General features: G+C 72.7%; 19 protein-coding genes and 1 pseudogene. 7 read left to right on the top strand and 13 right to left on the bottom strand.

Features of this window, described 5'->3' with window-relative positions; translation table 11 throughout:
• Nucleotides 1–35 precede the first annotated feature (35 nt).
• Nucleotides 36–1,064 (top strand): LacI family DNA-binding transcriptional regulator, encoded by a 1,029-nt coding sequence (locus QF034_RS40505; RefSeq protein ID WP_307179633.1) that lies wholly within the window; start codon nt 36–38, stop codon nt 1,062–1,064.
• A gap of 74 nt (nt 1,065–1,138) precedes the next feature.
• Here QF034_RS40505 and QF034_RS40500 read toward each other — a convergent pair whose 3' ends face one another.
• Nucleotides 1,139–2,380, bottom strand: coding sequence for a glycosyltransferase (locus QF034_RS40500; RefSeq protein ID WP_307179632.1), 1,242 nt, complete (start codon nt 2,378–2,380; stop codon nt 1,139–1,141).
• 439 nt (nt 2,381–2,819) lie between these two features.
• Between QF034_RS40500 and QF034_RS40495 the strand changes: the two genes are divergently transcribed.
• Complete coding sequence (locus tag QF034_RS40495) at nt 2,820–3,683, top strand: LLM class flavin-dependent oxidoreductase (RefSeq protein WP_307179631.1); 864 nt, start codon at nt 2,820–2,822, stop codon at nt 3,681–3,683.
• Between the two features lie 19 nt (nt 3,684–3,702).
• On the opposite strand, the gene QF034_RS40490 is transcribed toward QF034_RS40495, so the two are convergent.
• The 4 genes from QF034_RS40490 to QF034_RS40475 all read right to left on the bottom strand — a co-directional run bounded on the left by QF034_RS40490 (nt 3,703) and on the right by QF034_RS40475 (nt 7,501).
• Complete coding sequence (locus QF034_RS40490; protein ID WP_307179630.1) at nt 3,703–4,845, bottom strand: NADAR family protein; 1,143 nt, start codon at nt 4,843–4,845, stop codon at nt 3,703–3,705.
• Between the two features lie 121 nt (nt 4,846–4,966).
• The gene (locus tag QF034_RS40485) at nt 4,967–5,971 is read right to left on the bottom strand and encodes a trypsin-like serine peptidase (RefSeq protein ID WP_307179629.1); all 1,005 of its coding nucleotides are present in this window, start codon (nt 5,969–5,971) and stop codon (nt 4,967–4,969) included.
• 277 nt (nt 5,972–6,248) lie between these two features.
• Nucleotides 6,249–6,731, bottom strand: a complete 483-nt coding sequence (locus QF034_RS40480) for an SRPBCC family protein (protein ID WP_307179628.1) — start codon at nt 6,729–6,731, stop codon at nt 6,249–6,251.
• 140 nt (nt 6,732–6,871) lie between these two features.
• Nucleotides 6,872–7,501 (bottom strand): flavin reductase family protein, encoded by a 630-nt coding sequence (locus tag QF034_RS40475; RefSeq protein ID WP_307179627.1) that lies wholly within the window; start codon nt 7,499–7,501, stop codon nt 6,872–6,874.
• A gap of 66 nt (nt 7,502–7,567) precedes the next feature.
• Between QF034_RS40475 and QF034_RS40470 the strand changes: the two genes are divergently transcribed.
• The gene (locus tag QF034_RS40470) at nt 7,568–8,284 is read left to right on the top strand and encodes an ArsR/SmtB family transcription factor (protein ID WP_307179626.1); all 717 of its coding nucleotides are present in this window, start codon (nt 7,568–7,570) and stop codon (nt 8,282–8,284) included.
• Nucleotides 8,285–8,316: 32 nt separating this feature from the next.
• On the opposite strand, the gene QF034_RS40465 is transcribed toward QF034_RS40470, so the two are convergent.
• The 3 genes and pseudogenes from QF034_RS40465 to QF034_RS40455 all read right to left on the bottom strand — a co-directional run bounded on the left by QF034_RS40465 (nt 8,317) and on the right by QF034_RS40455 (nt 11,060).
• A complete protein-coding gene (locus QF034_RS40465) occupies nt 8,317–8,604 on the bottom strand; it encodes a zinc-ribbon domain-containing protein (RefSeq protein ID WP_086602067.1) in 288 nt (95 codons plus the stop codon).
• Nucleotides 8,605–8,749: 145 nt separating this feature from the next.
• A pseudogene (gene pgm / locus QF034_RS40460) lies at nt 8,750–10,391 on the bottom strand (phosphoglucomutase (alpha-D-glucose-1,6-bisphosphate-dependent)).
• Between the two features lie 240 nt (nt 10,392–10,631).
• On the bottom strand, nt 10,632–11,060 hold the full coding sequence (locus tag QF034_RS40455) for a hypothetical protein (RefSeq protein ID WP_307179625.1): 429 nt from the start codon (nt 11,058–11,060) through the stop codon (nt 10,632–10,634).
• 138 nt (nt 11,061–11,198) lie between these two features.
• Between QF034_RS40455 and QF034_RS40450 the strand changes: the two genes are divergently transcribed.
• Nucleotides 11,199–11,345 (top strand): hypothetical protein, encoded by a 147-nt coding sequence (locus QF034_RS40450; RefSeq protein ID WP_167409541.1) that lies wholly within the window; start codon nt 11,199–11,201, stop codon nt 11,343–11,345.
• A gap of 194 nt (nt 11,346–11,539) precedes the next feature.
• Here the strand turns inward: QF034_RS40450 and QF034_RS40445 are convergent, their stop codons facing one another.
• Nucleotides 11,540–13,762, bottom strand: a complete 2,223-nt coding sequence (locus tag QF034_RS40445) for a glycoside hydrolase family 95 protein (protein ID WP_307179624.1) — start codon at nt 13,760–13,762, stop codon at nt 11,540–11,542.
• A 378-nt stretch (nt 13,763–14,140) separates the two neighbouring features.
• Between QF034_RS40445 and QF034_RS40440 the strand changes: the two genes are divergently transcribed.
• Complete coding sequence (locus QF034_RS40440) at nt 14,141–15,007, top strand: SCO4651 family lipoprotein (protein WP_307179623.1); 867 nt, start codon at nt 14,141–14,143, stop codon at nt 15,005–15,007.
• Between the two features lie 12 nt (nt 15,008–15,019).
• Here the strand turns inward: QF034_RS40440 and QF034_RS40435 are convergent, their stop codons facing one another.
• Nucleotides 15,020–15,970: a TIGR01777 family oxidoreductase gene (locus tag QF034_RS40435; protein WP_307179622.1), complete on the bottom strand. Its 951-nt coding sequence runs from the start codon at nt 15,968–15,970 to the stop codon at nt 15,020–15,022.
• Nucleotides 15,971–16,084: 114 nt separating this feature from the next.
• On the opposite strand from QF034_RS40435, the gene QF034_RS40430 reads away from it, so the two are divergent.
• Nucleotides 16,085–16,414, top strand: a complete 330-nt coding sequence (locus QF034_RS40430) for an antibiotic biosynthesis monooxygenase family protein (RefSeq protein WP_307179621.1) — start codon at nt 16,085–16,087, stop codon at nt 16,412–16,414.
• Between the two features lie 13 nt (nt 16,415–16,427).
• Here QF034_RS40430 and QF034_RS40425 read toward each other — a convergent pair whose 3' ends face one another.
• Entirely contained in the window at nt 16,428–17,153 is a 726-nt protein-coding gene (locus QF034_RS40425; RefSeq protein ID WP_307179620.1) for a response regulator, read from the bottom strand.
• On the bottom strand, nt 17,150–18,427 hold the full coding sequence (locus QF034_RS40420) for a sensor histidine kinase (RefSeq protein WP_307179619.1): 1,278 nt from the start codon (nt 18,425–18,427) through the stop codon (nt 17,150–17,152). The genes QF034_RS40425 and QF034_RS40420 overlap by 4 nt, the downstream gene beginning before the upstream one ends.
• 270 nt (nt 18,428–18,697) lie before the next feature.
• On the opposite strand from QF034_RS40420, the gene QF034_RS40415 reads away from it, so the two are divergent.
• Nucleotides 18,698–19,927 carry a serine hydrolase domain-containing protein gene (locus QF034_RS40415; protein WP_307179618.1) on the top strand — a complete coding sequence of 410 codons (1,230 nt, stop codon included), beginning with the start codon at nt 18,698–18,700 and terminating at the stop codon, nt 19,925–19,927.
• A 71-nt stretch (nt 19,928–19,998) separates the two neighbouring features.
• Here QF034_RS40415 and QF034_RS40410 read toward each other — a convergent pair whose 3' ends face one another.
• Nucleotides 19,999–21,351 carry a diacylglycerol/lipid kinase family protein gene (locus QF034_RS40410; protein WP_307179617.1) on the bottom strand — a complete coding sequence of 451 codons (1,353 nt, stop codon included), beginning with the start codon at nt 21,349–21,351 and terminating at the stop codon, nt 19,999–20,001.
• Nucleotides 21,352–21,481 lie beyond the last annotated feature (130 nt).

Here is a 21,481-nt window from a genome sequence, read left to right as displayed (position 1 = left end):
TAGTGTGTGACGGGAGACGAGACAGGAGAACTCTCATGGCAGAGGCCACCGGCCCCGCGCGTTCGCAGCCCGCCACGCTCAGCGATGTCGCCCGGCTGGCGGGCGTGTCGATCGCCACGGCGTCCAAGGCTCTCAACGGCCGCAGCCAGGTGCGGGCGGAGACCCGGCAGCGGGTCGTCGAGGCGGCCGAGCGGCTGGCGTTCCGGCCCAATCAGGTGGCCCGGGGCCTGCTGGCCGGGCGGACGGGCACGGTGGGGCTGCTCACCAGCGACCTGGAGGGCCGGTTCAGCATCCCGATACTGATGGGCGCCGAGGACGCCTTCGGAGCGGGCGAGGTCGCGGTGTTCCTGTGCGACGCCCGGGGGGACGCGATCCGCGAACAGCACCATGTCCGCGCGTTGCTGGGCCGCCGGGTCGACGGCCTGATCGTGGTCGGCAGCCGGACCGATCCGCGTCCGTCCCTGGGCCGCGAGCTGCCCGTCCCCGTCGTCTACGCGTACGCGCCGTCGGAGGATCCGGAGGATCTGTCCATCGTCCCGGACAGTGTCGGCGCGGGTCGCCTCGCGGTGGACCATCTGCTGGCCTGCGGCCGTACCCGGATCGCGCACATCACCGGTGACCCGGGGTACGCCGCGTCACAGGAGCGCGCCGAGGGTGCCCGGGCCGCGCTCGCCGACGCCGGGCTGGCGCTGGTCGGCGAGCCGGGGTTCGGGGCGTGGTCGGAGGGCTGGGGCCGGGCGGCCACCGCGATGCTGCTCGACCGGCACCCGGAGGTGGACGCCGTGCTGTGCGGCAGCGACCAGATCGCCCGGGGCGTCATGGACATGCTGCGCGAGCGCGGGCGGCGGGTGCCGGAGGACGTGGCGGTGATGGGCTTCGACAACTGGCGGGTCCTGACGTCGGCGTCCCGGCCGCCGCTCACCAGTGTCGACATGAACCTCGAACAGGTCGGCCGCGCGGCGGCGCACGCCCTGTTCACGGCGATCGACGGCACACGGCGGTCGGGAGTCGAGGCCCTGCCCTGCCGGGTGGTGATCAGGGGGTCGACGGTGCCGCTGTCGTGAGCCGGTGAGCGGTCACGGGGCGAGGGTGACCGTCATGGGGCGAGGGTGACCGGTCACGGGGCGAGGGTGACCGGTCACGGGGAGAGCCGGTCGAGCGCGGCCAGGACCGGGGCCACGCCGTCCTCCTGGGCCAGCCGGCGTGCCAGGGCCCGGGCCCGGTCGCGGTGGGCGGGGTCGCTCGTGGCGCGGCGCAGGGCGGGGGCGAGGGCCCCGGCGGTGAGGCGGCGCAGCGGGACGGCGGTGGGAGCGGTGCCCAGCGCGACGAGGCGGGCCGCCCAGAACCCGGCGTCGAACTGCACGGGCACCGGCACGGTGGGGACGCCCGCGCGCAGGACGGCGGCGGTCGTGCCGGCCCCGGCGTGGTGGACGACGGCGGCCATGCGGGGAAACAGCGGCGCGTGCGGTACGTCGCCGACCGTGATCACATCGTCGGCGTCGGCGGCGAGGCCCGCCCAACCCTGCTGGATCACGCCGCGCAGTCCCGCCGCCCGCAGGGCGCACACGATCTCGCCGCTGAGGCGCTCGGGGTCCGGCACGGTGGCGCTGCCCAGCCCGACGAAGACCGGGGCGGGTCCGGCGGCGAGGAACTCCTCCAACTCCCGTGGCAGCGTGCGGGTGTCGTACGGCCACCAGTACCCGGCGATCTCCAGTCCTGGCCGCCAGTCCCGGGGGCGGGGCACCACCAGCTCGCTGAATCCGTGCAGCACGGGCCACCGCGCTCGCTCCTGGGCCCGGCGGAGCGCGGCCGTGCCGGGCAGGGTCATGCCGTGCCGGGTGCGCAGCCGGCGCATGGCGTCGGTGAAGACGCCGTCGACCGCGGTGGTGACGGCCAGCCCGCCCAGGTGGTTGCCCACGGCGCCGAGCGAGCGTCCGCCGAGCATGGGCGCGCCGAACTCGCGTGTCGGGTGCTGGGGTTGGAGGAACAGTCCCAGGCTGGGCAGGGCCAGGCCCTCGGCGATGGCGCGCCCCAGCGGTGCCACGGCACCGGCGGCCAGGACGGCGTCCGCGCCGCGGGCCGCCTGGACCAGGGCGTCGGTCATCTCCTCGGCCGCGGACCGCGCCATCGACGCCGCGCGCAGCAGTTTGCCGAGCCCGGTGGTGCTGGCGTGCAGGCTGCGCCCGCGGTCGGAGTGCGACACGGCGTGCGGGTCGACCGGGGTCGGATGGAACCGCACTCCGGAACCGGCGGCCAGCGGCTCGAACAGGCCGTGGGTGACGAGCGTGACCTCATGTCCGCTCCGCGCCAGCCCCGCTCCCAGCCCGGTGTACGGCGCGACGTCGCCGCGCGATCCCGCCGTCATGATCACCACGCGCATGGGTCCCAGTGTGGACCGGCCGGGCGGGCGACACGCGGTGTACGGCCGCCTACGTCCGAGAATCGCCGGTGCAGGTGATGCCGGACGGCGGGGCGGGCCGTGACGTCCCCGGGCACGCCCAGGCCGTCCAGGCCGTCCCGGGCGTTGAGCCGCAGGTGGTGGTCCGGGTCGGAGAGCAGCCGTGCGAAGGCGTGTGCGACCGCGGGTCCTTCGAGTCCCAGCCGGATGGCGGCGACCGAAGCCCCGCGCCGTAGGTGAGGGTCCGCGGCAGGGCATTGATGATCTTGCCGCCCTTCGCGTAGTGCGCGGCATCGGTCACCAGGACCTTGCATGCCCACCGCACGGTCGCGGAATCCCTCACTCCGTGATCAGTGCGTCCCACCCGGTTCGCCCGGCACCGGGTGGGTAGGCGCTCCCCCTCTCAACACCGGAGGCGGACATGGACATCGGTATAGGCCTTCCCAACACGGTTCCGGGGACCGAGGGTTCGGTTCTCGTGGAGTGGGCGCGGCGGGCCGAGGAGGCGGGGTTCAGCACGCTGGGGACGATCGGGCGGCTGGTCTACCCGGGGTACGAGGAGCTGGTCGCGCTGAGTGCGGCCGCGGCGGTCACCAGCCGGATCCGGCTGACGACGAGTGTGCTGCTGGGGCCGCTCCACACGAACAGCGCGCTGCTGGCGAAGCAGGCGGCCTCGCTCGACCGGCTCTCCGGAGGGCGGTTCGTGCTCGGCGTGGGCCTGGGCGGGCGTGACGACGACTTCGCCGCGAGCGGTCTGTCCACCGAGGGCAGGGGGCGCCGCCTGGAGGAACAGCTGACGGAGCTGAAACGCGTCTGGTCGGGCGAGGAGCGGGGGCTCGCCGGTGCGATCGGGCCGGAGCCCGTACGCGAGGGCGGTCCCGAGCTCGTCCTGGGCGGGTCGAGCCCGGTCAGTTTCCGGCGGGTGGCCCGGCTGGCCGACGGCTGGATCATGGGCGGCGGTACGCCGGAGATGTTCGCTGAGGCCTCGGCCGGCGTCGATGCCGCGTGGAAGGAGGCGGGGCGTACCGGCGAGCCGCGCAAGCTGGCGCTGGCGTACTTCGCGCTCGGCCCGGACGCCCGGGCACACGCGGACGGCTATCTCCAGCACTACTACGGCTTCCTCGGCGACGCCGCCGCGCAGATCGCGGCGAGTGCCGCGGTGAGTGCGGAGATGGTGACGTCGTACGCCGACGCGTTCGCCGCGGCCGGCTGTGACGAGCTCATCTTCGTGCCCGCGGCGTCGGGGCTCGAACAGGTGGGGCTGCTCGCCGAGGCGACCGGCTGAACCGCCGGCGCACCGTCAGTCATCCCTCGCCGGCGGCCGGTTCCGGGAGGGTGATTCCGGCCTGCCGGGCGCGGAGTTCGGAACGGACGAGTTCCAGGAGGCGCCCCGTCCAGTTCCGGCCACGGCCGCCGTTGTCGCCCCAGTAACCGGAGTCGGAATCGTCGTAGACGAGTGTCGCGTCCCGCGTGTCCAGGAGGGTCCGGGCGAGGGCCGGGTGCCGGGTGTACTTGGCCCTCAGCAGGGCGGTCATGACGGCGGTGCGGGCCTGGTCCCACCCGTCGCGCCGGGGAGCGCCGGCTGCCGTGTTCCGGGCGGCGAACACGGTGTCCGCGTCCCTGATGGCGGCCCGGGCGCCGGGGTCCGTGGTGGAGAGTGCCCAGTACGCGTGGGCGACGGAGGGGTAGGTGACGCCGTCGGCCGGGACGGGGGCGGGGAAGTCGTTGCGGAGGGCCTTCGTGCCCGGGTCGTCCGAGGGTGTGCGGGAATAGCTCTCGTACAGGTGGATCGCGGGGGCGACCGGTGTCGCGGGCCCGTCCGCCGGGACTCGTGCGGGCCGTTCGGCGATCCACTTCGCCCGGTCCTCGAAATAGGCGATCGCCTCGTCGTACTCCTCCCGCGTGACCGGCTCGCCGGGCGAGGTGCCGTCCAGGTGCTCGCCTGGGCCGGTCACCAGGACCTGGAGCGGCCAGTCCTTGCGGTCCATGTCGCCGAGCGCGTAGTGGCGTTGGGTCTCGGGGATGGCCAGGTAGGCGGCGCGGGCCGCGGCCCGGTTCCGCTCCGTCCGGTCGGCGAGGAACGTGTCGACGGCGGCCAGGCAGCGGTCCGTCGAGTCCGGGCGTCCGTTGAGCTGGTCGATGGTGTCGCGGATCTCGGCCAGCAGGAGCTCGGGGGTGAGCCAGGTGCGCGGCTCGCTGAACCGCCACGCGGCCAGCTCGTGGGCGGACACCCTCGCCCCGTCGGGGAGTTCGGTGGCGACCCACCCGCAGCGCAGCTTCTCCGCGAACTCCTCCAGGGTGACCAGACCCCAGCAGTCGATCAGCCCGTCCGCGTAGACGAACAAGTCGGTCAGGAAGTAGTCGCCGTTGCGGATGAAGGCGTGGCGCCAGGTTCCGGGGACGCGGACGCCGTCCGCCGTGCGGTAGGTGATGCGGTTGCCGATCATCCCGGCATTCTGTCGGAACCGCTGGTCGGCGCAACGTGTTTGCCGTCTGCGCCGCGACGCCCGAAAGCCGGGTCCTCCCCACCGCCGGACGGCAGGACCCGGCTCACGGGCGGCCGGTGGCTCAGGACGACTGGGCGCTCTGGTACAGGTTCTGTGCGTCCGCGCCGAAGTACGGGCCGTACATGGCGTTGGGCAGGAAGTTGTACTTGAAGCTGTTCACCGAGGACTGCAGCCCGGTCCCGGTGGCCTCGTCGAACTGGGTGAACCACGGGCCGCCGCTGGAGCCGCCGGTCATGTCGCAGGTCAGACCGTGGTCGCCGGACAGCAGGAAGTCCCGGTAGGTGGTGCCGCTGCAGTAGATGAACTTCTGGCCGTCGTAGGGAGCGGCGGCCGGGAACCCGAAGGCGTACATGGCCTTGTTGTAGCCGGTGTTGAAGGCCAGGCCCTGGCCGCCGACGACGTCGGTCAGCTTCTTTCCGTCCAGCGGGGCGACCACGGCCGCGCCGATGTCGTAGTTCATGTCCTCACTGGCGGTCCACTGCGGCGTGGAGAGTGTCTTGGACGCCGTCCAGGTGCCGTACGGGGTCTGTCCGTCGTGGTAGCCGGGAGCGAACACCCAGTTGGTGTGCCAGGCCCCCTCCAGTTTCACGCAGTGGCCGGCCGTGATCACGGTGCTCTTGTTGGCGCTGGTGACGGCGTTGCCGGAGCAGGAGGCGGTGCGGCCCTGGTAGGTGAAGAACACCCGCCCCGCGGTCTTGGTCACCGCGCCGCCCCCGGTCCAGGGGCCGCCGCCGTGCGGGATCGCCAGAGGGCCGGAGTCGGCGGCGGGCGTACTGGGTGCCACGACGGTGGCCTTGCCCTTGCGGGGTGCCGGGGCCCGCACCTCGGAACGGTCTACGGACAGGACGTCGAGCGGGGTGGCCTCGCGCATCCGCTGCGGGGTCCAGAAGGCGAGGGCGCGTTCCCGCGCCGAGGGCGCCACCGATCCCGGGTCGGGCGCGGCACTAGCCGGTGCGGCGGTGACGCCGGTCGCCAGGAGCGCGGCGACACCGGCGAGTGCGCCGAGGAGGGTGTGACGAACGGGGGTGCCGCTGCCGGAGGAGCGAAGACGGAGTGTGCCTGTCACGCGGTCTCCTTCTGCTGTGGGGGCCGGGTGGCGGGACTCATCCACCCGGTCAGGCAGGGGTGTCACTGCGAACCAGAGGGCAGCGTGCCACCGGGAGACCGAATTGGACAGGTGCATGTCACAGAGATGACCGAAACGCCACAGGTTCCCCTCGTCGGGGACACGGAAGCGGCGGGGGCCCCGGAACTCGGGGACCCGGGGACCCGGGCACAAAAGAACCCGGCCTCCACCGGTTTTGTGGTGGAGGCCGGGTCCGGGAGCGTGGGGCCCTGGGGTGTCAGAGGGGGGTGGGACCGGTGTCGCCGCCGGGCTGGATGCGGCCGCGCCACGCGCCGGACTCGCCGCCGCGCTTCTCGATGTACTGCTTGAAGCGCTTCATGTCGCCCTTGATCTGACGGTCGATCGCGCCGAGCATGTCCCCGGCCTTTTCCACGGCTCCGCTGGGCTCGACGTCCATCACGAGCTCCACCCGGGTGTGGGTGTCGTCCAGGCGCTGGAAGCGGACACTGCCCTTCTGGTGGGTGTCCCCGCTGGTCGTGCGCCAGGTGACGCGCTCGTCGGGCAGCTGGTCGACGATCTCGGTGTCGAACTCGCGCCGTACGCCGCCGATCTTGGTGGTCCAGTGGTTGTGACGGTCGTCGAGCTGCCTTACCTCCTCGACGCCCTCCATGAAGTTCGGGAACTCCTCGAACTGGGTCCACTGGTTGTACGCGGTATGGACGGGAACGTCGACTTCCACGGTTTCCTTGACGGTGCTCATCTGTATGCCTCCGTTTTCCTGATCGACTGCTGGAGGCCCATCGGCCCACACGCAGGTCCGGGCCCGTGGCGGACGAGTACCCGGGATCTTCCGGTTGCCACACGGTTCGGTGGCGTCCCGGAAAGGCACGGCCGGGCGGGTCAGACGGCGGGGGCGGTGGCCCTGGCCGTCTCGGAACGGAAGCCGTGGCCGACCTCGGGCGCCAGGCCGTGGTAGTGGCGGAAGTTGTAGATGAGCGGGCTCCAGACGGCCGGGTCGATGTGGTGGGTGCCGGGTACGACGACGCGGTCGGCGGCGTGGACGCGCAGGACCTCGCACTCGACGGTGAAGAAGAGGCCCGCTCCGCCGGGCGTCAGCACGGCGGCCCGTGCCTCCAGCTGGAGGGCGCACTCGGCGACGCGCGGCGGCTTCACGAGATCGGCGGCGACCGGGGTGAGCCCGGCCGCGGCGAACTTGTCCGGCTCGTAGCGGTACAGCGCCCGCTTGGCCTCGGGCACCGGGTCGGCCCCGGTGAGCGGTGCGAGACGTTCCACGCGCTCCCACAGCTCGGGCGAGGCCACGTTGATCACTAGTTCCGGGCGCTCGGCGAGGTTGCGCACGGTCCGGCTCTCGCTGCCGATGCCCAGGACGATGTGCTGTCCCAGGGCCCAGGCGGAGGAGATCGGGGCGAGATTGCAGGTGCCGTCGTCGTTCTCGGTGGTCAGCAGCACGACGGGCGTACCGAAGTAGAGGACGCTCGGCCGGATCACTCGGTGGGTGTCGGTCGTCATGGCCCAGGACGCTACGGGCGGGACGTTTCGACGCGCGTCGAAGTGTCGGCCGGGGACAATCGGCTGGTGACCAGTCCCGACGTCCATGCCGAAGAACCGGATCTCGCCTCGCTGGGGGCGCTGCTGGCCGATTCCACGCGCGCCGCGATCTGTCTCGCCCTGCTCGACGGCCGTGCCTGGACGGCCTCCGAGGTGGCCCGCCTGGCCGGTGTCGCGCCGTCCACGGCGACGAGCCATCTGAACCGGCTGGTGGACGGCGGTCTGCTGGCTCAGGAGCGCCGGGGGCGGCACCGCTATGTGCGTCTGGCGGACTCCGGCATCGCGGAGATGATCGAGGCGCTGGCGGCCCGGGCGCCGCGCCGGCTGGTCCCGGTCCGCTCGCTCACCGCCGCCCGCCGGCACCGCGCCGTCGGCTTCGCCCGTGTCTGCTACGACCATCTCGGCGGCTCCCTCGCCGTGGCGATGACCGATGCCATGACCGCTCGCGGGCTGCTGTCCTGGGAGTCCGGCCCGGCGCTCACCGCGTCCGGCACGGCATGGCTGGCCCGCCTCGGGATCCCGGGCGAGGCGGCGGGGCGTCCGCATGTGCGGACCTGCCTGGACTGGACGGAGCAGCGCCCGCACCTGGCGGGCGCGGTCGCCGCGGCCCTGTTCCACCACGCGCTGGAGGCGTCCTGGCTCGTGCCTGGCGACGGCTCCCGCGTCGTACGGCTGACGGAGCCGGGCCGTGACGCCCTCCGGCGGCACCTGGGTCTGGCGGACGAGGTGCTCACCACCGGCTGAGCACCTCTCCGCCCCGGGAGGCCCGGCCGGGCTCAGAACCGGTGTTGCTGCTGCGGCTGCCCGTAGGTCTGGCCGCCGTCACCGCTCGCGCTCTGGGCCTGCAACTGCTCCGCCTGTTCCTTGGTCACCTTCTGTTCCGCACCGCAGAAGGTGCACTGAGTGAGGTACTTCGTGGAGATCGGGAACAGCGGCACGAAGAACAGCGTGAACTTCGTGACGCGCTTCCTGAGGGTGTGCGCGGCGGGGTTGCCGCACTGGCCGCAGACCAGCGTCAGTATCGCCAGCTGGTACAGGTACCCCTTGGTGCCGAAGATGATCACGTGACGGTCCTTCCCGGGTCGGATCTTCCTCCAGTGTCCTGTATCGCGGGCCGGCCCGACGAGCCGGAACGTCGGAACACCGGGCCGTCCCTCACCGGTGCCCGGGCCGGCCCTCACCGGAGTTCAGGCCGGCCCGTGCCGGTGCTCAGCTGGAAAGCGCCGTCAGCACCACGGTCCTGGCCTCCTCCTGGACCTGGCGGAGGTGGTCGGGGCCGCGGAACGACTCGGCGTAGATCTTGTAGACGTCCTCCGTGCCCGAGGGGCGGGCCGCGAACCAGGCGTGGTCGGTGGTCACCTTGATGCCGCCCGATGGGTGCGCCGTTGCCGGGGGCCTCGGTGAGCACCGCGGTGACCGCGTCCCCGGCCAGGGTGTCCGCCCTGACCTGGGCCGGGGAGAGCTTGGCGAGCAGCGCCTTCTCCTCGCGGGACGCCGGGGCGTCGATCCGCGCGTACGCCGGTTCGCCGAAGCGGGCGGTGAGTGCGGCGTAGTGCTCCGAGGGGGTCTTCCCGGTGACCGCCGTGATCTCGGAGGCGAGCAGCGCCAGGATGATGCCGTCCTTGTCGGTGGTCCACACGGAGCCGTCCCGGCGCAGGAAGGACGCCCCGGCCGACTCCTCCCCGCCGAAGCCGATGGTGCCGCCGACCAGCCCGTCCACGAACCACTTGAACCCGACGGGGACCTCGGCCAGTTCGCGGCCCAGGTCGGCGGCGACCCGGTCGATCATGGCGGAGGACACCAGGGTCTTGCCGACGCCGGCGGCGGCGGGCCAGCGGTCGCGGTGGGCGTACAGGTAGGAGATGGCGACGGCAAGGTAGTGGTTGGGGTTCATCAGGCCCGCGTCGGGGGTGACGATGCCGTGCCGGTCGGCGTCGGCGTCGTTGCCGGTGGCGACGTCGAAGCGGTCGCGCTGCTCGATGAGCGAGGCCATCGCGTACGGCGACGAGCAGTCCATGCGGATCTTGCCGTCCCAGTCCAGCGTCATGAACCGCCAGGTGGGGTCGGTGTGCGGGTTGACCACGGTGAGGTCGAGGCCGTGCTGTTCGGCGATCCGGCCCCAGTAGGCGACGGACGCCCCGCCCAGCGGGTCCGCCCCGATGCGCACGCCGGCCGCGCGGATCGCGTCCAGGTCCAGGACGCCGGGCAGGTCGGTGACGTAGGTGCCCAGGAAGTCGTAGCGGCCGGTGGTGGCCGCCGCGAGGGCCCGGGCGTGGGGGATGCGCCGTACGTCCTTCAGGCCGCCGCGGATGATCTCGTTCGCCCGGTCCTGGATCCAGGAGGTCGCGTCGGAGGCGGCGGGGCCGCCGCTGGGCGGGTTGTACTTGAACCCTCCGTCGCCGGGCGGGTTGTGGGACGGGGTGACGACGACACCGTCCGCGAGAGCGGTGGTGCGGCCGCGGTTGTGGGTGAGGATGGCGTGCGACACGGCCGGGGTCGGCGTGTAGCCGTCCGCCTCGTCGATCAGCACCGTCACCTCGTTGGCGGCGAACACCTCCAGCGCGGTGACCCGCGCGGGCTCCGACAGGGCGTGGGTGTCGGCCCCGAGGAACAGCGGGCCGTCGGTGCCCTGGGCCGCGCGGTACTCGCAGATGGCCTGGCTGGTCGCGGCGATGTGGTCGTCGTTGAACGCGCCGGCCAGTGAGGTTCCGCGATGTCCGGAGGTCCCGAACGTGACGCGCTGCCCCGGGTCGTCCAGGTCGGGATGGAGCGCGTAGTACGCGGTGACCAGCCGAGCGACGTCGACGAGATCTTCGGGACCGGCCGGACTGCCCGCTCGCTCGTGCTGCATGGGCCCGCTCCTCCACATGGGTGTGATCCTTCGCTTGCGCACTCATCCTTCCTCGTCACAGCCGTGACGCGCGAGAGGGGCACCGCTGTGAGGGCCGGATGTGTGCCAAGCCACGCGGTGGACCGTCGGGCCGGGCCACGCACCACGAGGAGGCGGCGCCGCGTACCACCGGGACACCCGGTGATGCGCCGCGCCGCCTTCCGGCCTGACGGGCGTCCTGCCGGGCGCCCTCGCCTCGGGTCAGATCCGCCCGCCGGTGAGCCGCGTGAGCGGGCCGTACGTGTGGCGTTCCGCGCGGCGTCCCACCGCGTACGACGCGGCGGTCAGGGCGGTCAGGCCGGCCCCGACGCCCGCGGCGACGGCCTTGCGCTGGGCGATCACGGTCCAAGCCGTCTTCGCCGTGGCGGCGACCTGGCCGGAGGCCGCGACGACCGCCTGACGGCCCGCCTCGACGCCCTTGGCCGCGGTCTGCACGGCCGCCGTCGTCGTCTCGGCGGAGCGCTCGGCGCCGGCCTTGACGGCTGACGCCGCGTCATCGGCCTTGGTGGTCGCGCGCTTCGCGGCCCGGGTCGTCGGCTCGGTCGCCTTGTCCGCCGTGCGACGGGCCTTGGACTCCGTCGCCCGTATGGTGGTCGGCTTCTGATTCGTGCGCTTGTTCTCTTCGGTCATGGACTCCGACTTGCCTCTGACTCCCGCCGCAAACACGTTCGGTCGCGCACCGTCCGGCCCGGCGAAGGGCTGAGCACCTCGCCGGAGGGGTAAACGAGCTACAGACAAGACGACGTCAGAACACGAGGGAAGTGCACCATGGCCGGCATCCTGAATCGCATCAAGCAGTTCGCCCGGAGCCCGCAGGGGCGGCGGGCCGTCGAGCAGGCACGGCGGGCCGCCGCCGATCCCCGCAACCGGGCCCAGGCCCAGCGGCTGCTGGGCAAGCTCCGCGGCCGCCGCTGACCGGAGCAGCGCGGCGACCACGCGACGCGGTCCCCGGCCGGCGCCACGCACCGTACCGGCGTCAACCCGCTGGTCACCGGACCTCTCCCCCACCCGCCCCAGCCGCGAGCGTTCATTCCCGGCGGATGCACCACCCACGCTCGGCCGAGGGCCGGAGGCCGCCACCGCGGAACCCGGACCTCGGCGTACGGGCGTCACTGCCACGTGTAGCGGCGGCCGGCTACAGCCCTGAACGTGGTCTCACCGTCCTTCAGCAGTCCGCTGCGCACCGTCAGCCGTCGGGTGCGGGTGGCGGTGAGCGTGATGCGCGTGGGCTTCCCGTCGGTCCAGTCGATGTCGACGACCGCGCCGCCACGAGCGCGCAGTCCGCGGACGGAGCCGCTCGGCCAGGCGGAGGGCAGGGCGGGGAGGATCTCGATCACGCCGTGCTGGCTCTGCAGGAGCATCTCCACGACTCCGGACGTGGCGCCGAAGTTGCCGTCGATCTGGAACGGCGGGTGTGTGTCGAAGAGATTGGGCAGCGTCGACGACTTGAGCTGTTCACCGAGCATCTTGTGCGCGTGGTCGCCGTCGTGCAGCCGGGCCCAGAAGTTGATCTTCCAGGCCTTGGACCAGCCGGTGCCGCCGTCGCCGCGGGCGGTCAGGGAGACCTTGGCGGCCTTCGCCCAGGTGCTGCCGGGTTCGATCTGCCGACCGGGATGCAGGGCGAACAGGTGCGAGACGTGCCGGTGGTCGTCGGCCGGGTCGTCCAGGTCCTCCTTCCACTCCTGCAACTGGCCCCAGGAACCGATACGCAGGCCCGGGTCGAGATGGGCCAGGGCCTGTTCGACCCGCTGGCGGAAGTCGCGCGAGTCGCCGAGGACGCGGGCGGCTTCCAGGGTGTTGGTGAACAGGTCGTGGACGATCTGCTGGGACATGGCCGCGCCGGCCGTGAAGTCTCCGTGCTCGGGCGAGTAGCTGGGGGTGACAACGAGCCTGCCGTCGCGCGGGTCGGTGCGCAGGTTGTCCAGCCAGAACTCGGCGGCCTCCTTCATCACCGGGTAGGCCGTGGTGCGCAGGTAGTCGGTGGAGCCGCCGAACCGGTAGTGCTCGTACAGCTGCTGGGTGAGCCAGGCCGCGGCCTCCGGGAACCAGAAGGCGGTGGCCCAGTCGTGGACACCGGTGAAGCCGTACGGGTTGGTCTCGTTGTGCACGACCCAGCCGCGCGAGCCGAACATCTGCCGTGCGGTGTGTCGCCCGGGGGCGCTCAGGGCCTGTACGAAGCGGTCGTAGGGGACGGTCGTCTCGGGGAGGTTGGCGGCCTCGGCGAGCCAGTAGTTCATCTGGAGGTTGATGTTGACGTGGTAGTCGGCCGACCAGGGTGGCGAGGTGCTGTGGTTCCAGACGCCCTGGAGGTTGGCGGGCAGCGAGCCGGCGCGTGAGGAGGCGATGAGCAGGTAGCGGCCGTACTGGAAGAACAGGGCTTCCAGGGCGCGGTCCCCGGCGCTCGTTCCGCCCGTGTACGAGGCGAGCAGCCGGTCGGTGGGAACATCCGCCGGGACCGACTGGCCGATGTCGAGGGTCACGCGGGCGAACAGGGTGCGGTGGTCGGCGATGTGCCGGGCCCGCAGGGAGTCGTATCCGCGGCTGATCGCCCGGTCGACGGCGCGGGTGACGGCCGGGTGCGGGTCCGCCCCCCGGTAGTCGGGGTAGGTGTCGGCGTAGTCCGTGCCTGCGGCCAGCACGAACCAGGCGCTGTCGGCTCCGGTGACCGTGACCGTGCCGTCCGCGCCGGACGTCACGGTCCCGCCGTCACTGCGGACCTGGACCTGCGCTTCGAAGCGCAGCCCGTTGTCCTTCAGCGCGCCGCGTACGGTCAGACGTCCGCCGGTCGCGGTGGTGGTGAAGTCGCCACGCGGGGAGGTGTAGCGCAGGGTGAAGGTGATGCCGGCGGGCCGGTCGGCGCCGATCCGGCCGACGATCACCCCGTCCGGGCAGGAGGCGAAGAACTCTCTTCGGTGGCGGGCCTGTTGGTGGGTGTAGGCGACCGACGCGACGCCGGTGTCGAGAGCCAGTTCCCGGCGGTACGCCTCCGGAGTGGGCGTGCCCGGGAAGTCCAGGTACAGGTCTCCGAACGTCTGATACGCGCCGAAGCCGACGCGCGGCTGTCCCAGCCTGCCGGCGACGTCCTCCGGGGCGAGGCGTCGCCGGGTGTCGAGGTCGTCCTGCACGGCGTCGATGGCTGTGGGGCGGGGCTCACGCCAGTCGCCGTGGTCGTAGCCCTGGACCGAGCCCGGGCCACCGGTCCACAGCGTCTTCTCGTTGAACTGCAGGCGCTCGGAGGTGATCGAGCCGAACACCATGGCCCCGAGCGCGCCGTTGCCGACGGGCAGTGCCTCGCGTTCCCAGTCGTCGGCCGGCGTCGTGTACCAGAGCACCAGTGGAGCTCTCGATACATCGGATGCTTCTCCAGGGGCAGATTGGGCGGTACCGGTCGGCAAACCGCCCACGGCAAGCCCACCGGCTCCAACTGCCGCGACTTTGAGCGTGGTTCTGCGGGAGAGGTCCTGCGACTCATAAGACATGCCGAGGACCCTAGAAGTCCGATGAATTGGGTGACAAGGCTCATGACAAGGGTGCTCTGCCCGAGTTCTCCGTTTCCCCTCGGTCGGCCGGAGGGCCGGACCGTCACGGTGAACCCTCTCGGTGCCAACCCTCGCCGACGTCAGGTGTGTTCATGCCCTGAAGGGGCACTTGGGCAGCGGACCGGTACCGGACCCGGACCGGTCGCCCCCCACCTGAGAGGAGCTGGTCCGATGGGCAGGGCAAGCAACGGCAGGAAGGTCTGTGCGTTAGGCGTCGCCGGTGTCCTGGCGGGAACGGTACTGGTCGGCTGCGGCGACGACACAGGCGACGGTGCGCGGGATTCCTCGGCCGAGGGAAGCACCCAGGAGGACGGCACGCAGGCGGTGCGTTCGGCCTACGACCGGACGGCCGAGGAGGACACCGCCCGGGTGAAGCTCCAGGTGCGCACCTCGGCCCAGGGCGCCTCGGAGACCGCGAACGGACAGGGCGCCGTGGATCTGGACGACGGCGACAGCGTCATGACGCTCACGGTGCAGGGGCAGCGGATCGAGCAGCGCGTGGTCGATCAGGTGCTGTACCAGAAGATGCCGAAGGGGCAGGCGCCGGGCGGCAAGCCCTGGATCAAGATCGACCTGGGGAAGGTCTCCGCCCAGCAGGGCACCGGCGACCGGTCCATGAGCGATCCGGCGCAGTCCGCGGCGTACGCGAAAGCGATCACCGACGAGGACGTGACCAAGAAGGGCACGGCCACGATCGACGGCGTCGAGACCACGCGGTACCGCGTCTCCGTCGACGTCGCGAAGCTGCCGGGCGGCGACACGCTGCGGCAGCAGGTCGGCCCGACCCTCCCGATGGACGTGTGGCTCGACGAAGAGGGCCGCATGCGCCGCCAGCAGATCGACATGACCCTCAAGGCCGCACCGGGGTCGACGGAACGGTCCTCCACCGACGCCTCGTCCTCGCCTCAGAAGGTCACGGTGCGCACGGTCATGGACTTCACCGACTTCGGCACCGAGGTGGAGGCGGACGCGCCCCCGGCCGGACAGGTCACCGACATGACCGGCAAGGCCCTCGATCAGGGCGAGAAGCGGAGCTGACCCCGGCTCACCTCACCTCATCTCACGGCTGCGGAGCCGCCGTACGAGGTCGTCCGCGGCCGCCGGCCAGTCCGGACGTCGGAAGGTGAAGCCCGCGTCCAGGAGGCGGCCGGGGACGACTCGGCGGCTCTTCAGCAGCAGTTCGGTGTCCGAGCGCAGGACGAAGGCGCCGGCCTCGGCCATCCAGCGCGTCGCGGGCAGACCCACCGGCATACCCCACGCGGTCCGCAGGGCGCGCATGAAGTCGCGGTGCGGCAGGGGCGCGGGAGCGGCGAGATTGACCGGTCCTGTGATGTCGTCCCGGGCGAGGAGGAACCCGACCGCCCGGACGAAGTCCTGGTCGTGGATCCACGACACGTACTGTGCGCCGCCGGCGACGGGGCCGCCGAGTCCCAGCCGGGCCAGCCGCAGCAGGACGTCGAAGACGCCGCCGCGGTCCGGGCTCATCACCATGGCGGCGCGCAGAGCCACCTTCCGGGTGTGCGGGGTGCCGGCCGTCTCCTGCTCCCGCTCCCAGGCCTTGGCGATGTCGACGCTGTAGGACCAGTAGCCGGGCGCGTCGGGTTCGGTGCCGCCGATCTCGCCGGTGGCCTCGTCGTTGGGCGCGTCGTAGCGGTGGGCGTAGACGGTCGCGGTGCTCATCTGGAGCCAGACCCGGGGCGGCCAGACGGCTGCGGCGATCGCCTCGCCCACGACCCGGGTGGAGTGGACCCGTGAGTCCCTCATCTCCCGGAGGTTGGCGGGGGTGTAGCGGCAGTTCACGCTCCGGCCGGCCAGGTTGACCACGACGTCGCTGCCGTCGATCTCCCCCGCCCACGATCCCAGGGTCGCGCCGTCCCAGTGCACTTCGCCCTGCTGTCGCGGGTGCCTGCTGAGCACCACGACGTGATGTCCGGCCGCGCTCAGCGCGCGCTTCAGGACTGTTCCGACCTGCCCGGTCCCGCCGGGTATCACGATCTTCATGTCATTCCCCCTCGACGTGTGGAAGTGACCCTAGCCCATATTTTGAACACGTTCAAAATACTCGATGGGGTCGGACTCAGCCTGCGCAGATGTGCCATCGGGCAAGATGGGGCCATGAGCGTAGTCAAGATCAATGTGCTGACCGTGCCCGCCGAGCAGCGGGAGACGCTGGAGAAGCGGTTCGCTTCCCGCGCGCACACCGTGGAGAGCTCCGACGGGTTCGAGTGGTTCGAGCTCCTCCGCCCGGTGGAGGGCACCGACACGTACCTCGTCTACACCCGGTGGCGTGACGAGGAGTCGTTCCAGGCCTGGATGGAAGGGCCGATGAAGGCCGCGCACCAGGGCGGCGGCGAGGGAGGCGAGCGCCCCAAGCCCGCGGCGAGCGGATCGACGCTCTGGTCGTTCGAGGTCGTGCAGCAGGCGGGGCCGAAGAACTCCTCCTGATCCACGGGCCCCTCTAGCCGTCGCCCTCTTCCGCATCGGGTTCCGCCGCGAGGACGAGGATCGCGATCTGTACGCGGTTCTCCAGTCCGAGCCTGGTCAGGATGCGGTTGACGGTGCTCTTCACGCCGGCTTCCGTGAGGCCGAGCGACCCGGCGATCCGCGCGTTCGGGAGCCCGCGGGCAACCAGTTCCGCGACATCCCGTTCGCGCCGGGTGAGCGCGGCCAGCGGGTCGCCCGGGCCGCCGGGCGTCCCGCCGGCCGGTGACGGGCGGGGCCGCACACCGGACATCAGCGGTGGCGGCAGGTCGGAGAACGCCCGGATCAGCCGCCGTGTGACCGTCGGCGCGAGCATCGCCTCGCCGGCCGCGACCACTCCGATCGCCTCGACCAGCAGTTCCGGCGTCGTGTTCTTCAGCAAGAACCCGCTGGCCCCGGCGCGCAGCGCGGCGTGCACGTACTCGTCGAGGTCGAACGTGGTCAGCACCAGCACGCGCGGACGGGGCCCCTCGTGCGGCCAGCCCCTCAGGATCCGCGCGGTCGCCTCCACGCCGGTCATGCCGGGCATCCGTACGTCCATCAGCACCACGTCGGGGCGCAGTTCGTACGCCGCCTCGACGGCCCCGGCGCCGTCCGCCGCCTCCCCCACCACCTCGACGTCCGTGCGCCGCAGCATCGCCCGCAGCGCCGTCCTGACCAACTCCTGGTCGTCCACGGTCAGCACTCGCACCGGCGGCGTCATCGGCCGTCCTCCGGCCGGAACGTGGCCACGACCCGCCAGCCGCCGTCCGGGACCGGTTCCGCGCGGAGCGTGCCGCCGAACAGCGCGGCCCGCTCGCGCATCCCGATCAGCCCGAGCCCGGACCCGGGCATCGGGCGGCGGTCCGCGGCGGGCGCGGCGTTCTCCACCGTGACGGTCAACCGGCCGTCCCGGCAGGCCAGTGCGACGCGTACAGGGACGGCGCCGGCGTGTTTGCGTACGTTGGACAGCGCCTCCTGGACGACGCGGTACGCCGAGACCTGCACGGCGGGCGGCAGCTCCGCGACCGGCCCGGTCACCGTGAGCGTCACCGGGCAGCCCGCCGCCTCGGACTCCCCGGTCAGCCGTTCCAGATGAGACAGCGACGGCTGCGGGAGCGGCGACCCCTCTGCCGTGACGCCCGCCCCATCGGCGTCGCTCTCCGGCGGCGGGTCCGCGAGCAGGTGGACCAGGCCGCGCATCTCGTCCAGCGCGGTGTCCGCCGCCTGGCTGATCGCCGCCACCCCCTGGCCGGCGGCGCGCGTGTCGTCCGGCAGGACGACGGTGACCGCGTGTGCCTGCAAGGCGATCGCGCTGACGTGGTGCGCCACCAGGTCGTGCAGATCGCGGGCGATCCGGGCGCGTTCGGCCGCCACCGCGCGCCGGGCGCTGACCCGCTGCTCGGCGCGGAGCCGTTCGGCCAGGTCACGCAGGCGCGCCGCGTCCGCGTACAGCCGGCGCCGTGACGCGCCCAGCAGCCATACGGCGGCGGCCAGCGCGGCGGCCACCAGGTAATCGGCGAGGCCGAGCGGGATGGCTGTGTCGGCCGAGGAGAACACGTTCAGCCGGCCGCCCGCCGCCTCCGGGGCGAGCAGCACCGTGGTGAGCGCGACGGGAGCGAGGAGGCTGCGGGGCGCGGGCGTGTGCCGTGCCACCGAGTAGCAGGCCAGGAACACGGACTGGGCGTTGTCACCGGCGGGGTCGAGCAGTTCACCCGTCAGATAGCAGGCCGCCGTGGCGGTCAGCACCGGACCCGGACGCGAACGCCGCCACACCAGCGGCAGACACGACCCGGCGAGCAGTGCCACGGCGGCGGCGGACGGGCCGACGCCGTCGGGCAGCGGCTGGTGCAGCCGGAGCAGCACCGCGACGCACGTGAGGACGGCGGCGACGAGCGCGTCCGCGGGGCGCCCGGCGAGCCTGCGGCGCAGCGCGGCGGCGGACGGCCCTAGGGATCCGGCCCGCACCCGTACGGCCCCCGAGGAACCGCTCGGCACCCCAACGGACCGTAAGGACCCGTCCGTTGTGTGCCGCCGCCCCGAGCCCCCCGACATGCCCGCTCCCATCACCGCCCCCGCCCCCGCGCTCGCCGCGCGGTGTCCGCTGCCCGGCTCCGCCGTCATCGTATGACCGGCGTTTGTCGGGAGACGCAGGTCGCGAAACGAAAGTTGCCCCACCGGCCCCTCCCGGCGGACGACGCCCGCCCAGGGCTCCGCTCCTAGCGTCGGTGGTACTTCCGCACAGCGTCCGTACCTCTGGAGGATTCCGTGTCACCGAACCTGTCCCGGCGACCCGCTCAGCCGCGCCGCCGCCGCGTCGCCCTGGGGATCGCCGCCGCCCTCGCCATGGCGGTCGCCGTGCCCCCGGCCGTCACCCAAGCCGTCGCGCGGGTGAGCCCGGGCGACGGTTCCGCCTCGGCCGCCGCACGGCACACACCGTTCCAGCGCGACGCCGACGCCGTACGCGACACCGGTGCCATCGGCGTCCAGGCCCGGGTGAGCGGCGGCCGGTACGGCCCCGGCACCGTGACGAGCGGCACCGGCGACCTCCGTACGGGCCGTCCCGTGCCCGATGCCGGCTACTTCCGGATCGCCAGCAACACCAAGACCTTCGTGGCCGCCGTCGTGCTCCAGCTCGTCGGCGAGCGGAAGGTGGCGCTGGACGACACCGTCGAGAAGTGGCTGCCGGGCGTGGTGCGCGGCAACGGCAACGACGGCCGGAAGATCACCCTCCGCCAGCTGCTCCAGCACACCAGCGGCATCCACGACGACTACCCCGGCATCGAGACCGCGAAGGAGTACCGCGAGGTCCGCTTCCACCCGTTCACGCCCGAGCAGCTGGTCGAACGGGCCATGCGCCACCGCCCGGACTTCCGGCCCGGCAAGGGCTGGAGCTACTCGAACGTCGGCTACGTGCTGCTCGGCATGGTCATCGAGAAGGCCACCGGCCGCACCTGGCACGACCAGGTGCGCGACCGGCTGCTGAAGCCCCTCGGGCTGCGGCACACGTACTACCCGGGCGACTCCCCCGCCCTCCGGGATCCGCACGCGCGCGGCTATCAGCGGTTCGCCACGGAACCGAAAATCGTGGACGTGACCCTGTACCAGGACCCCAACGCGGCCGGCGGCCTCATCGGCACCACGGCCGACCTGAACCAGTTCTTCCGCGACCTGCTCGGCGGCAAGGTCCTGAGGCCCGCGCAGCTCAGGGAGATGAAACGCACGGTCCCGTTGAACGACGAGTTCCAGCTGCCGTACCCGGGCGCGCGGTACGGGCTCGGACTGCTGAAGACCAGACTGCCGTGCGGCGGCTGGTCCTGGGGCCACGGCGGGGACGAGATCGGCTACATGAGCCGGAACGCGGTGAGCGAGGACGGCCGGGTCGCCGTCACCGCCTCGATGTCCACCGGGTGGGCCACCTCCGTCGAGGACACGCTGCGGCAGCACCGGGCGGGGATGCGGCTGGTCGCGAACGCGCTGTGCCGCGAGGGGGGCTAGGGGGTCCGCAACGTCCCGCCTGCGTCGGGGTGACCGGGGTCCTGCCCCGCGGACGGCGGCCGGGCCCGCGCTCAGGTGCGCCAGGAGCGCGAGGGTGCGGCGGTACGGCCGACCGCCGCCGCCAGTTTGCGCAGGCGGCGCCAGTCCAGGCGGGGTGGCGCCTCGGGGACCCCGGGGCGGTTGCGGGGCACCCGGACGCGCAGGGCCCGGCGGGCGATGCGGCAGTGGACGGGGGCGGGCAGGGTGAGCGCCTCGCCGTCGAGGCCGACCTCCAGGTGCGGGGCGTCGGCCTCGACGACCACCTGCTGGGCGGTGAGCACCGTGAGGCCCTCCGGGCGCGGGGCCAGCAGGAGTTCGGCCGCTTCCACGGCGCTGTCGACGCGGACGGCGAGCACGCCCAGCTTCCCGGAGTCGAGCCGCTCGCGCCGGCCGAAGCCGAACGGATCGTCCATGCGGTAGGGGTTGTTGCTCACCAGCACGGCCTGCGGGTCCGCGATGGTGGTGCCGTCGGCGCCGGCCGTCAGCCGCGGGCCGCTCTGCCGGGTGAGCAGTTCGGGCAGCCGGTCCAGCGCCGCGCCCACCTTGTCCTCGCGGTAGCCCGGGCTCTGGACGACGGCCCCGTACACGCCGAACGACGCGTTGTTGACGAAGGGACGGCCGGCGGCGAAGCCGAGGTCGACGCGGAGTTCGACCCCGTCGGTGAGGGCGTCGAGGCACGTGGACGGATCGTCGCGGTCCAGGCCCAGGTCCATGGCGAAGTGGTTGCGCGTGCCGGCCGAGATGACGAGGAACGGCAGGCCGTGTTCCGCGGCGACGGCGGCGACCAGAGCCTGTGTGCCGTCGCCGCCCGCGACTCCGAGCAGATCGGCTCCGTCGGCCACGGCGGCCTTGGCGAGGGCGGTGACGTCCTGGTGCTGGTCCGCGTCGAGGAGGACGACCCGGGCGCCCAGCGCCTCGGCCTTCTCCTGGAGGCCGAACTTCGCGACCTTGCCGCCGCCGGAACGGGGGTTGAGCAGCAGGAAGGGGTGTTTCGGCGGCGGCGTGCGGTACTCCTTGACCCGTACCGGCCGCAGGCCCGTGCTGCGCAGGGCGTAGCGGCCGCTCCAGACCGCGAGGCACCACAGCACCAGGGACACGAAGACCACCCAGAGCAGATTCGCCGCCGCGAAGAGGGTGATGACGGCGACCGGGGTGACGACGGCCAGCGCGGCCGCGCCCGTGCGGGCCGGCCCCCGGCGGGACAGGACCCACCAGAGCGCGGCCGCGGTCAGGGCGAGTCCCGCCAGGCCGGCCGCGAGCAGCAGCAGTCCCCTCAGACCGCCGGTTACGAGGGGCAGCAACGCCGCCAGCGCCACCGAGGCCAGGGCTCCCCTGGCCGCCCATCTCTGCCGGCGGTGATACCGCTCGCTCATCGCCGATCCCATGTGTTCCTCCGCTCGAAGGCGCGGGCGGACCTTCCAGACCGCGCCCGGCCGTGAAACATGGTGCCCGCCGACGGATCGGCACGGCCATTGCCCTCTGTGATGGCTCCCCCACCGTCGGGCGCGTCAGACG

The organism is Streptomyces africanus (genome assembly GCF_030816955.1).
GTDB classification, from domain to species: domain Bacteria; phylum Actinomycetota; class Actinomycetes; order Streptomycetales; family Streptomycetaceae; genus Streptomyces; species Streptomyces africanus.
This window is presented reverse-complemented; position numbering and strand designations above follow the sequence as displayed.